This is a genomic window from Clostridioides sp. ES-S-0108-01, from assembly GCF_020662285.1.
In the GTDB taxonomy this organism is placed as follows: Bacteria; Bacillota; Clostridia; order Peptostreptococcales; family Peptostreptococcaceae; genus Clostridioides.
The window spans coordinates 13,088-25,139 of record NZ_JADGMN010000005.1; the positions used below are offsets into that span (position 1 = coordinate 13,088).

The following is a 12,052-nucleotide window of genomic DNA, read 5'->3' on the forward strand; positions in this document are numbered from 1 at the left end:
CTGATTAAATACGGTAATTTTTATGTATTGAACACTTTGATTTTAGATGATAAATTAAAAGCTGTCTAAATTTAATATGAAAGGAAATAACCTAATGCTGACAATAATTATTTCTTTACTTCCTGTAATGGGATGGGAATTGATTTGGTTATACATCCTGAGATTACATTTTTTTCATTTTGTATAAGTATGGTTTCGGGAATATTCTGGAGTTTAGGTCAACTGATGCAGTTTAAAGCAATCCAAATTTCTAGTGTATCTAAGGTAATGCCGATTTCAAATGGTTCACAATTGACTTTTACAACATTATTAGCTGTAATCTTATTTAATGAGTGGACTAGTTCTAAAATGTTCTTGATTGGTTCTTTATCGATATTGTGTATAATAATTGGTATACTTCTTACAAATTATCAAACTAAAAAATCTACTGATAACAATATGTTAAAATGTATTGGAATTGTATTACTATCCTCTTTATTTTTATCATTATATGTTATAACTAATCAAATATTTTCAATCGAAGGATACAGAATTATATTACCACAATCTGTTGGTATGCTGATAACTTCATTTATTATTGTTAAGTATTTTTCTAAAGAGATTGTATATAAAAAAAATATTTTATTCAATTTAGTTACTGGGATATTGTGGTCAATAGCAAATTTAGGTATGTTTATAACGACTAATGTATTGGGAGTTACAATAAGTTTTTCTATTTCTCAAAGTTGTGTAATAGTAGCTACTTTAGGGGGGATTATATTATTTAAAGAGAAGAAGAATAAAAAAGAATGGCTTGCTATTTTTCTTGGCATAATATTAATCATGTCTGGTGTCCTTATGTTGAGTATTATAAAATAGGTATTTATTCATACAAATCTATGCATATTTTTATACATATAAATTATCTGGTTCAATTTATTTTAAATAAATCTAGTTATATCCTTAAAATAATAACATATGTATTTATGAAACTAAACTACTCTCTAAAGGAATATTTGTTTTATTAAATACATATGCTAAAAATTTATAAAACTTTCTACCGTAATTAAAATGCTAAGTAATCTACACTATGAGTAAGTTTGACTTTAAAAATTCATAATCTACTATTGTGCTATTTAATATTAAGTTTTTCATCTTCTATAAGTTTATCTGCAACCCATTCTGTAACTTGACCTGTTATTTTAATACAATGTTCTTTCCTTTCAGGAGACATAAAGTTATCACCATCCCACTTCTTTGTAATAACTCTACAACATGTTGCACCATATTCCTTTTTAATATAATCGTGTAAATCCTTAGCATATTCAAACATCTTTGGATTCATAGTTTCACCATGAACTCTTCCATATACAATACCTAAGGCCATTTCACCTCCAGATATTGCTCCACAAAGACATTGTGATTTTCCAAGCCCTATTGGAAATCCTGATGCTAACTTAGTTATCTCTGGACTCAAAGGTTGTCCTAAAGCATCATTTATCGTTTGAAGAACTGCTTCAGAACAAAAAAACTCTCCCTTTCTAAAGTATTCTTCTGATGTTGTTCTAACCTCTTTTAAATATTCTTCTTTTGTTTTCATTTGTTTATCCTCCAATAAAATTAAGCTAAATTAAACCTCTAGAATTAATGTTACTTCTATCTATCGATATTAATATTTTTATTAAATATTTATATTTAATAATTTTTATTTAGCTTTAGATGTAGTTTCTGATTTACTAAGATATATAATAAATAAAACTAAAACATATAAAATAATCACTGTAGCAATTATTTCTTCTAGTTTAGAAGCATATAAAACCCAACTTACAGGATGACCTAATTTAGTTAGATAACCATTCATTAGTTTCACACCCATAGCACTTATTGCCATAGGGAATGTAAATGCAGCAAAACTTGGATAAAAAGGCAATCTTAATAATTTTGGTAAGTATCCTAAAACTATAATATAAAATACCATTGACAGTATAAATAGCAAGTATAACATTACGCTATTTTTATCGGAAAAAGAATTAATATATCCAGACAATAATAGTGACCCTGGTGCTGCTAATATAGCTATACTTGGCAAAGATGCTTCAGGCATTTCCTTGATTATCCATATTCTTTTTAAAACTATTGGTATAAGAACTATATAAGATACAAATCCTATCCAAAAAGCAATCTTACCAATTAAAAATTGATTAAATGCTGGTGCTGTAACACTGGTTGCAACTATTCCAACATAGACTATATACCAAGATGGAAATACTGATTTTATTGAGAATTTAACTAAGAATTTCTTGCTAAACATGACTATCAATACCATATGCCCCACAATTCCTATTCCCCAAATTATAATACCTAACTCTAAAGATAGTGGTTTTACATATGTAGCAAATATCATTGTTGCCATTGTTATAGTTGGAAATGTACTTGAAATTAAAGGATTTTCTAACTGCTCTTTAACTCCCTTTCTAAGCAATATTATTTTAACTATATAAATTGCATATAAAATAAATCCTATGAATCCAATTACACTATGTAATGATTCACTATAAGATTGTAATAAGTTACCTAAAGTAAATATTGATAAAATCAAACTTGCAATAGGTATAGGATATTTCTTTAGTAAATTCAAATTCTGCCTCCTTTGTTACTAAATTATTTGTGTTTTAATTATATCAAAAAGATGGTTAAATTGACATATTATGCCCACCTTTTTTATATAGAAAATATCTATTAAGTTTAATTTAATTATTACAAGTATCTATATTCTTAATATATTTATTTTTAATCAAATATACTAATTTGTTTATTCTTATCTATTTTAACAGTCTTCATATCTCTAATGCTTATTTTTGCATCATCTCTTAAAGTACCTATAAGTAATTTATTGTCTTCTTTATAAAGCCTACAGTTTTCTTCTACTTTCGTATAATTAAAGTTAGCATAACAATACAAACAATAATGTCTACAAGTATTGTATTGCCCTATATCGACACTTTTAACACATCCACAAATATCTCTTTGTGTACTATCTTTTTTTACATCTACTTCACTACCTATAATTTTTGATATTAACCTATCATCAATACACTTACTTTTTCCAATCCCAAATTTACTTAAATTATATTCTTCAGAACACATTTCAAGTGTTATACCATGTTTATGAGCAATCTTAGAAATCTCTTTTGATAATATTTCTATTTCTTTAATTTCTATCGGCTTTATATGTAATGATTTAGTATTAAATTTTGTTTTCTTATATAAATCGATAAAACTTATTATACATTTTTCTGTAAATCCATCAATCTGATTACATAAGGCTGCAAATGCTTTGATATGATAATCTACTGTGTACTTTTCACTTAAAAAAATTGGGTCATATCTTAAAATTACTCTTTCTTTGCCTATTTTTCTAGACAATTCCTTAAATGAATCTATTACCTTTCTTTTATCTAAAATACGTGTCTCTACTTCTTTGCCATATGATGTTATAGTATAGTGAAAATAATATTTATAGTCTTTTAATTTATTTAAATCATGTATCATTGGAGTTACATCCTTTGTCCAAAATACAAAACAATCGACAGTATGTGGATTTAACTCTATCTTACTAACCTGCTTTGGATTCATTGGATTAATAACATAGACAAAACCTTCTTCAAGTCTGTTAAAAAACCATTTACTATAGAAAGCAGGTATATCAGTTCTTCTACTCACGCTTACTATCATATTTAACCTCCATAATAATATAATTATGTTCTAATATATTTTAACATAATTATAGCTCCAAGTACTTAATTTAATCAAAACCTTTAAAATAATTCCAGTATGATTTATTGGTTTATTTCTAGCATTTAAAATATCCTTATAAGTTTATAATTCTTTAAAAATAAATATATATTATTCCTAAACTTCTAAAACTAATTTTATAATAAAACTAAAAAAGGTGCTATTTTTAAGCACCCTACAATTTTACTTTTTAATAAATTTAATACTCTACAATTATATCAATATCACCTTAAAGGTAAACACTATATATTAAAACTTTATATCATTATATAATACAATTTTATTGTAGTTGGTTTGTTTTATCTGGTTCATGATGTCTATAATAATATACTGTTTCTTTTCCAATTACTTCAGAGCCAAGCTTCTCCCATTTTTCTCCATAGCTAGCTTCTATCTGCTCATATTCTGAATCTGTTGATGCTACAATAAGACCATAATTAGCTTTGAATACATCTATTTCTTCATTTCCATTCTTATAACTCAACGTACCATCATTTAACCGTAACAAGTTTCCATTTTTTTGATAATTAAAGTTAATTCCATTAATAATTTCTGGACTAGATGAGTCAATAAATATATAATTGTTAAAGTTATTTTGTAACATTAAATTACCTCCTCCATGTACCGATTTAACTATATAATCGTAGGCATCTATATTACATCTCAATGTTAACTTTGGTATTTGAAAAGTTTTAAATACATAAACTTTATGTTTATATTCTAATCCATCATCCCAGTTGTCCTTATTATCACTGACTAAATTAATATTACATTCTGTAAAATAATTTCCATAAAATAAAGAATATGCTTCCTCTACCCTACCCTTTATATTTAGATATGTGTCATAATCTGTATTATAATAATATTGTCCACACCTTCTTATAATACCAAAAAAGTAACTACCTTTCATTGAATCAAATGAAAAACCACAATACCCACATTGGTCAATAGTAATATTATTAATTTTATAACTTCCATATCCCTCATAATTCTTAACTTGACTACTTATAAGACCAACTTTCTGTATTTTTTCAATCCTTACATTATTTATACTAGTACCAGTCCTAATCCTCATTCCATTTTGACATTTAGAGATTCTACTATTAGAAATAATTGTGTCTATTCCTGTATCAATACCTAAACCACAAGATGAAACTGTAATATCATTTACAATTGAGTAGTATGGTATCCTAATTCCTGTCCCCGAAAAACCACTTATATAGATATTTTCATAATGTCCTAGGCCGTTAATCATATTATTACTATTGTCATACATGATTGCCGATACATTATTCATCTCAACATTCTTTTCATTCTTATTAATAATCATCTCATAATGATATTTAGGATTACCTTTTGTTGGAGGTTCATCATTAACCTGTATCTCACAACTATCAGAATAGAAATTTATATTTTTAATACATTGTTTTTTCCCTGTCAATGTAATAATGCTCATATTTTCTACTCCACGTGTTATAAATTGCGTAGCCTCTGTAGATGAATCAGAATCACCTTGCAATACAATTTCTTTGTTAATTTTAACACCACTTGTAAATAAGTATTTACCTTTTGGAAAATACAAGACACAAAAATCTGTTTCTATTTCATCAATAATATCCTGCAAATCAGGACCTACATTATACATACCATCATTTTTAACACCTCTTTCTACTACATTAATCCATCTTCCATCTTTAACCCCAGTTCTTCCTTCCATAATACTATATATTCCTTTCTAATTTACTTAATATCAAAATTTTATGAACCATTAGTAGCAAATCAATTTTTTATATTATTCAATTTACACTATCACCAAACCCTTTAAACCATAGTAACTAACTCATTAATAAAACACTTCTATCCAAATACTACATATTTTCTTATTTTTCTATCAACTTATAATAGTATACAGTTATTCCAAACTCTACTTTTTCGCCAATTTGCTCCCATGTTCCTCCATAATGAGCAGAAAGTGTATTTTTATTTTTAAGAGTTGTTGACATAATGTCACCCACCTCTGGTTTATGCATTTTAATAATTTTGTCCTTACTATTTATATATATATTTCCATCTTTTATCTTGACTTTATCTCCATAATCTTCTTCAGATATACCAATCCCGTTGATACTACTTAATCTTCCATTATAAAATCTAACAGTTTGTCGCGTATTATTGTATGTTAGACTTCCTTTTTCTGACCTAATAATACAATCAGTAGCATCTATATTGCATGTTAATAGTACACCCTTAGTTTCAAGTGCCTCTATAATATACACCTTATGCTTATTTTCTTTAAAATCTTCCCAGTTATCTCCATTGGTATTTGACAAAACTATATTACTTGACTCCAATAAATTTCCATAAAGTAAAGAATATGCTTCTTTAGCTCTACTGCCTAATTCTAAATAAGTATCATAACTTACATCATAATAATATTGCCCACATCTTGTGATATTTCCTGCTATTTGAACATTGGAAATAGAATCAAACCAAAATCCACAATATCCACATTGGTCAATTGTAACATTTGTAATAAAGTTTAAACCTCTACCAATATTTTTAATCCCAATTTTTTTTATTTCTTCCACTCTGATACCATTTATAAAAGTTCCAGTAGAAATTATCATTCCATCAACACAACCCCAAACCTTACTGTTAGCAATAATTGAATTTTCTCCTGTATTAATTCCAAGCCCTGATGTAAAAACCGTAATATCATTTGCTGTAGAATTATTAGGCATGTCAAGCGCACTTCCAGAAAAACCACTAAAGAAGAGGTTTTCATAATGACCTGGTTCTCCCTGTTTATCTTCACATACAACAGCTGATATATTTCTATAATTAATGATTACATCATGGTGGAATCTAGGTTTTCCATCTGTTGGAGGTTCATGATTAGGTGTCATATCTCTATAACAACTATCTGAATAAAAACAAATACTCTTAATACAGTGTCTTACACTTTTTACTGTTATAATTGCTACATTTTCACTTTTAGGGCTTTTCATTCCTTTAAAAGTAAACTGTGTTACTCCAGCGGTGTTTTTAGGAACATTTGCCAAAATATAAGAATCCCCACATAAAGTTAATCGTTTCTTAATCTTAACACCATTTTCAAATAAATATTTTCCTTTTGGAAAATATATGATAGAGTCTTCTGGTGCAGCATCCATAATTTCTTGCAACCTGAAACTTACATCTTTTGTTTCATCATTACAAATCCCATAATCTATGACATTAATCCAACCACTTGTATCTTTAATTATTATAGGCCCTTCCATTACTCACTACCTCCTAGTTTCATAATTAATCTTTTATCTTTTTATAATAGTACATATATTCCCCAGCTAATGATTTTACATCAATCTGCTCCCATGTTCCTCCATGTAATTTATTTATTTCTTCTGCCGAATCTAGCACTGAATATATTACAGTATTCTTTTTTAATCTAGGAACCATTAAATACTTACCTCTATCATCTATATACAGAGTGTTTTCAATTATCTTAATTAAATCTTTTTCGTCTATATCAGAAATTTGAACACCTCCTACAGAACAAATCTCACCGTTATAAAATTTATAAGTATTTCTACCATTTTCTAATAATAAATTGCCCTTTGCACAATGTATAAATCCATCCGCTTCAGCATAACATGTTAACATTATATTGTTGGTTTCATTTGCCTTGATTACATATATCTTATGTTCATTAAGTGAATCACTTTCTAAAGTATCAATATTACTATTCATCAATACAATATTGCAATTCTCTAAAATATCTCCATAAAAAATGGAATACGCTTCTTCTTTTCTACCTTGCATATTCTCATAAGTATCATAGTCAACATTTTTATAATACTGACCACATCTAGTAATTCTTGCAGTTATCTGGCTATGGTACATTTTTTCAAACATAAATCCACAATATCCACATTGGTCTACTATAAGATTCATAATAAGGTTAAAACCAAATCCTTTATTATTTATACCGATTTCTCTTATTTCTTCTATTCTCACATTATTTAAACTGACACCAGTAGTAATCTCTATTCCATTTTTACATTCGTAAATCTTGCTACTAGAAAGCATCGATTTTTCTCCTATCTTCATACCAAGACCACATGAAGTAACAGTAATATCATTGCCAGTTGAATAATCTGGAATCTCAATTCCTGTCCCTGAAAATCCAGAAATAAACAGGTGTTCAAAATGAGATAGGCATTGTGTTCCTTCATACTCTTTAATAGCAGATACATTTTTAGGTAATATTTTTTCTATATCATGACTATCGTGATAAAAATTAATATTTTTGATACATTGACTTTTTCCTGTCAATGTAATAATACTCATATTAGAAACTCCTCGGGTTATAAAATTGGTTGTTCCTATGATTGATTTTTTGCTATCTGAATTTGATAATTGAGTATCTCCTCCATAATAAGAATCTCCTTGAAGTGTTATTTGCTGACTAATTTTAATACCTTCTTCAAATAAATAATTGCCTTTTGGAAAGTATATAATGGAACCTTCTAATGACTTATCAGAAACAATATCTTGTATCATATTACTTACATCATATTTTCCAGTAATGTCTATTTTACTGTTTAATTCCAGTACATTAATCCAATCTGGAGTTTTAGTTTCAATTTTCATGATTAATTCCTCCTCTTTAGAGTTAAATTATTTTTACAGAAACAAATTTTTTTGACTATAACTGAAGTGACTTTTACTCTCTTTTGGAATTTTGAGAGGACAATTTTCATTTTTATAATATCATTATAATTTCATTATATTTTCACTATTGCTAAGTTATTCTTAATTTTTCAATACAAATTTTATATAATGATTAAAATAGTTAAGCTTTGTATCAATATAATTTAATACCAATAAAAAAACACTCATTTCTGGACTATACCCCTCTTAGGAGACAGTTGAAATATGTAAAACTGTCTAAAACAGTGAGTATAGTTCAGTTCAGAGTGACTCTTCTTTAGATATTATCATCAATATCAATTATACACTTATTACATTTATTACAATAAAATGCTTTAGCCTTAGAACCTTTTAAAAAAGAGAATTTTGCTAAAGCTATTCCATCTTTACCAGTAGAATTACATAAGATACCAGAATCTCCATTTTCAGGAGTCCAACACAATATCTCACTACTATTCTTTATGTACCCTACTTTCATTTTAGACTTACAAAATGGACAGATAATAATACCAACTCCTTAACAAATTATCTTAAGGTCTAACTGGGTCAAACCATGAACCACTTACAGGTCCGTAAGAATCAACTAATTCTTTTGCTTCATCAAAGTTTTCATTAGTTTTAAATAGTTTGTCTAACTGTTGAATGTAGTTAGTTATTGTACCATCATCTCTAATAGAGTCATTTTTGATTTGCATATCTTAATGACCATGGACAACTCATCATACACCTCAATACACAAAAACACTTTGAAACATCAATAATAGACTCTCTTTTTCCTGGCAAAGTCCACTCATTTCCATGTATAGCTTTTGCAGGACAGTTTTCTACACAAACATTGCAATCTAGACATTTTGAATCAATCAAAGGATGTCTTTCAACAGAAATTGGAGCATCCGTAAGTACTGTACACATGCTAAAAGCACATCCATATTCCTCAGTTACAAACAAATTATTTTTTCCCATAAATCCAATACCACTAATATTTGCTATTGTCTTATGTGGTAAAGGGCTAATCCCTGATTGCATTTCTGGATTAATATAAGCTTTTTCAAAATATCCATGTTCTAGATTATTTTTCTCTGATTGAGAATACGCTCTATATCCTTTACTTTGAATATATTTTGAAATCCAATCAGCTAACTCTTCTACTTTTTCCTCTTTTTCCAAGAACTCATCACTATCTGTAGGTAAGTTATTGTATATATCTGTAATAAATTTTTTCGATAACCCTATACAAAATAAAATTGCTTTAGAGAAACCTTGTGTTTGACTTGTTGGAAATTCAGATATATCAACAAAACGGACAATATCTACACCTTTACTGTATAAAATAGATTTTAATTCATCATTCATATTTGACTCCTCCCATAGATAAAAATAATATTATATATTAGTAGAATTTACTATTCTAATTACGTTAACCAATACTTTGTACATTCTTTATTTCTACTCATAAAACCATATTCAATTAAATATCTTCTAATTGTTGCAAAATCACCATATATAGATTCTAAAATCTGATTAACTTCCTTTTCTGAATATTGCTTCCCACGCTCAAATTGTTCCAAAATCTTAGATAAAATTACGACCTTTTTCTTTTCTTTTGAAGAAAATACTTTTAATTTTAAAGGATTCATACTTTCAAATGATGTATCTAAAATGTGTTTTCTCTCTTCTTCAGTTACTACATATCTTTCATCTACCATTCTAGCATGTTCATGGATTGGTATTATAGTGCTACCTTTATTAGATTTATCTTCAAATACAGATTCATATAGTGCTAAATATAACTTAGCTTGTTTTGCTTTTTCTCTGAACATAAATTTTTGATGACGTATAGTAGAGGTGGACACTCCAACCTTTTTTGCGATTTCCTTATCTGGTAAATCACTAATAAATAATTGAAATAATTGTTTTTGATTTTCAGTCAGTGTGTTGTACTTTGAATCACTATTAAGTAATTGCTCTAAATAATCACTATGTTCTAATTCCATATGAAGTTCAATAGCTTTTGAAGCTTCAAAGAATCTATTACCTATTTTATATATTTCTCCTACTTCATATGTTTTTGTACATTTAGTACAACTATAACAATTTAAATCATCATTAAATATATAGCCTCGTTTAATATCATCGATAGAAAGATTTTCAATTTTCATGTCAGTGCCTCCATTTCATAATTTACGTTTTCCATAAATATATTATATTAAAGTTTATTAATATAGTCAACATTTTTAATTTTTGTTTATAAAATCTAATTATTTATTAATTTGAAATTACAAAATACAAAAATATATTTAAACAAAACTATTTAAATTTTTAGCTATACGAATACTTATTTATTCTATTTACTATTAAGTGTTTTTCTATATAAATCTAATCAATATTTACAAAATAAAAAGAACTCCTTAATTTATAATTAAAGAATTCCTTTTTATACAACAAATCTATACAATCAATCTTAATAAAACATAAATTTATAAATATTAATCTTGTATTTTAGTTCTTTATTTAAACTCAATTACAGTATCTTTCCCACCTTCAACACTATTACCTACATTATATGTATTCATATTGTACTTTGAATGATTAGTTATTGTAACTGGAGTAATAAGTGATATACCCTTTGATTCAATCAAAGAACGGTCAATTTTCAATAATCTTTACTATTTTTAGAAGTTTGCTAGTCATAGTTATCTTTAGTTTCAATTAGTATTTAACATTTTATGTAAAATTTATAAAAAAATGTATATAAATTTAAATAAGTGACTATACTAAAAATATGATACGGATAACCAATAAGTTCAACCTATCTCCCCCAAAATAGAATGAGTTACAGTTTCCCCCAACTGTAGCTCATTTTCGTGTAACTTAGTATCTTAAATTTCCTATACTTTTTATAAACATCAATTTACCATTATTTATTCCCCATAACTCATCACCACGTAAAGCAATTTTATCCAAAGTTGTAGTTATTATCACACATTTATTATCTTTAGATGCTAATTTGTAAAATATATCTACCAAACTTTTTTCACTTTTATCATCAGTATTTTCTATAATATCATCACAAATTATTAAATCAGGATTATTAGATAATGCCCTAGCAATGAGACTCTCTTATTATCATAGTTAGACAAATCTTTCACTTTACAATTTGCTTTATCTTTATCAATTCCTACTTTTTGCAGAATTCTATATACAATTTCATTTTTATTCTTTTCTCTGTTTCCACCAATCAGCATAGTTAGAATAATATTATCTAAAACAGTAGCATCATTTAACAAGTTATAATCTTTAAATATTGCCCCTACATACTTGCTTCTATAAATATTTTTATTTATTCTTTTTAAATCTTCACCCTTATACATAATACTTCCACTAGTGCAATCATCAATCCCTGATATTATAGACAACAAAGTACTCTTTCCTGCTCTGCTTTTTCCTATAATAACATACATTTTTCCAGTTTCAAATTCTACACTCACATCTTTTAATACAAAATTACTACTACCCTCATATTTATAATTAATATCAATTAATTTAAGTATTGACAATATACCTC

At 27.0% G+C, this 12,052-nt stretch carries 14 protein-coding genes; 1 reads left to right on the forward strand and 13 read right to left on the reverse strand.

The genetic code is table 11. The annotated features are described in order from the left end of the window. Positions 1–132 precede the first annotated feature (132 nt). A complete protein-coding gene (locus tag IR152_RS06370) occupies positions 133–858 on the forward strand; it encodes a GRP family sugar transporter (protein ID WP_227450953.1) in 726 nt (241 codons plus the stop codon). Positions 859–1,111: 253 nt separating this feature from the next. On the opposite strand, the gene IR152_RS06375 is transcribed toward IR152_RS06370, so the two are convergent. The 13 genes from IR152_RS06375 to IR152_RS06435 form a co-directional block, all read right to left on the reverse strand. Next, positions 1,112–1,579 (reverse strand): C-GCAxxG-C-C family protein, encoded by a 468-nt coding sequence (locus IR152_RS06375; protein ID WP_227450954.1) that lies wholly within the window; start codon positions 1,577–1,579, stop codon positions 1,112–1,114. 105 nt (positions 1,580–1,684) lie between these two features. Further along, positions 1,685–2,617, reverse strand: a complete 933-nt coding sequence (locus tag IR152_RS06380) for a TDT family transporter (protein ID WP_227450955.1) — start codon at positions 2,615–2,617, stop codon at positions 1,685–1,687. 152 nt (positions 2,618–2,769) lie between these two features. Beyond that, positions 2,770–3,714, reverse strand: coding sequence for a DUF1848 domain-containing protein (locus tag IR152_RS06385; RefSeq protein WP_227450956.1), 945 nt, complete (start codon positions 3,712–3,714; stop codon positions 2,770–2,772). Positions 3,715–4,054: 340 nt separating this feature from the next. After that, positions 4,055–5,491, reverse strand: a complete 1,437-nt coding sequence (locus tag IR152_RS06390; RefSeq protein WP_227450957.1) for a glycoside hydrolase family 55 protein — start codon at positions 5,489–5,491, stop codon at positions 4,055–4,057. A gap of 163 nt (positions 5,492–5,654) precedes the next feature. After that, positions 5,655–7,055: a glycoside hydrolase family 55 protein gene (locus IR152_RS06395; RefSeq protein WP_227450958.1), complete on the reverse strand. Its 1,401-nt coding sequence runs from the start codon at positions 7,053–7,055 to the stop codon at positions 5,655–5,657. A gap of 25 nt (positions 7,056–7,080) precedes the next feature. Beyond that, complete coding sequence (locus IR152_RS06400) at positions 7,081–8,427, reverse strand: glycoside hydrolase family 55 protein (protein WP_227450959.1); 1,347 nt, start codon at positions 8,425–8,427, stop codon at positions 7,081–7,083. A 337-nt stretch (positions 8,428–8,764) separates the two neighbouring features. Then, positions 8,765–8,995, reverse strand: coding sequence for a PF20097 family protein (locus tag IR152_RS06405; RefSeq protein ID WP_311315431.1), 231 nt, complete (start codon positions 8,993–8,995; stop codon positions 8,765–8,767). 22 nt (positions 8,996–9,017) lie between these two features. Further along, a complete protein-coding gene (locus IR152_RS06410; protein ID WP_227450960.1) occupies positions 9,018–9,182 on the reverse strand; it encodes a hypothetical protein in 165 nt (54 codons plus the stop codon). Then, positions 9,166–9,840, reverse strand: a complete 675-nt coding sequence (locus tag IR152_RS06415; RefSeq protein ID WP_227450961.1) for an epoxyqueuosine reductase — start codon at positions 9,838–9,840, stop codon at positions 9,166–9,168. The genes IR152_RS06410 and IR152_RS06415 overlap by 17 nt, the downstream gene beginning before the upstream one ends. Before the next feature lie 59 nt (positions 9,841–9,899). Then, positions 9,900–10,646 (reverse strand): DUF2087 domain-containing protein, encoded by a 747-nt coding sequence (locus IR152_RS06420; protein WP_227450962.1) that lies wholly within the window; start codon positions 10,644–10,646, stop codon positions 9,900–9,902. A 348-nt stretch (positions 10,647–10,994) separates the two neighbouring features. After that, positions 10,995–11,144: a hypothetical protein gene (locus IR152_RS06425; protein ID WP_227450963.1), complete on the reverse strand. Its 150-nt coding sequence runs from the start codon at positions 11,142–11,144 to the stop codon at positions 10,995–10,997. A gap of 214 nt (positions 11,145–11,358) precedes the next feature. Continuing rightward, complete coding sequence (locus tag IR152_RS06430; RefSeq protein WP_227450964.1) at positions 11,359–11,514, reverse strand: hypothetical protein; 156 nt, start codon at positions 11,512–11,514, stop codon at positions 11,359–11,361. 50 nt (positions 11,515–11,564) lie between these two features. Continuing rightward, complete coding sequence (locus tag IR152_RS06435; RefSeq protein WP_227450965.1) at positions 11,565–12,044, reverse strand: ATP-binding cassette domain-containing protein; 480 nt, start codon at positions 12,042–12,044, stop codon at positions 11,565–11,567. Positions 12,045–12,052: the final 8 nt, after the last annotated feature.

What these genes read in the sequence shown, in the direction of transcription:
- IR152_RS06390 (WP_227450957.1), bottom strand. Translation starts at nt 5,491, where the DNA reads ATGGAAGGAAGAACTGGGGTTAAAGATGGAAGATGGATTAATGTAGTA.
- IR152_RS06385 (WP_227450956.1), bottom strand. Translation starts at nt 3,714, where the DNA reads ATGATAGTAAGCGTGAGTAGAAGAACTGATATACCTGCTTTCTATAGT.
- IR152_RS06410 (WP_227450960.1), bottom strand. Translation starts at nt 9,182, where the DNA reads ATGCAAATCAAAAATGACTCTATTAGAGATGATGGTACAATAACTAAC.
- IR152_RS06370 (WP_227450953.1), top strand. Translation starts at nt 133, where the DNA reads ATGGGAATTGATTTGGTTATACATCCTGAGATTACATTTTTTTCATTT.
- IR152_RS06375 (WP_227450954.1), bottom strand. Translation starts at nt 1,579, where the DNA reads ATGAAAACAAAAGAAGAATATTTAAAAGAGGTTAGAACAACATCAGAA.
- IR152_RS06395 (WP_227450958.1), bottom strand. Translation starts at nt 7,055, where the DNA reads ATGGAAGGGCCTATAATAATTAAAGATACAAGTGGTTGGATTAATGTC.
- IR152_RS06420 (WP_227450962.1), bottom strand. Translation starts at nt 10,646, where the DNA reads ATGAAAATTGAAAATCTTTCTATCGATGATATTAAACGAGGCTATATA.
- IR152_RS06415 (WP_227450961.1), bottom strand. Translation starts at nt 9,840, where the DNA reads ATGAATGATGAATTAAAATCTATTTTATACAGTAAAGGTGTAGATATT.
- IR152_RS06400 (WP_227450959.1), bottom strand. Translation starts at nt 8,427, where the DNA reads ATGAAAATTGAAACTAAAACTCCAGATTGGATTAATGTACTGGAATTA.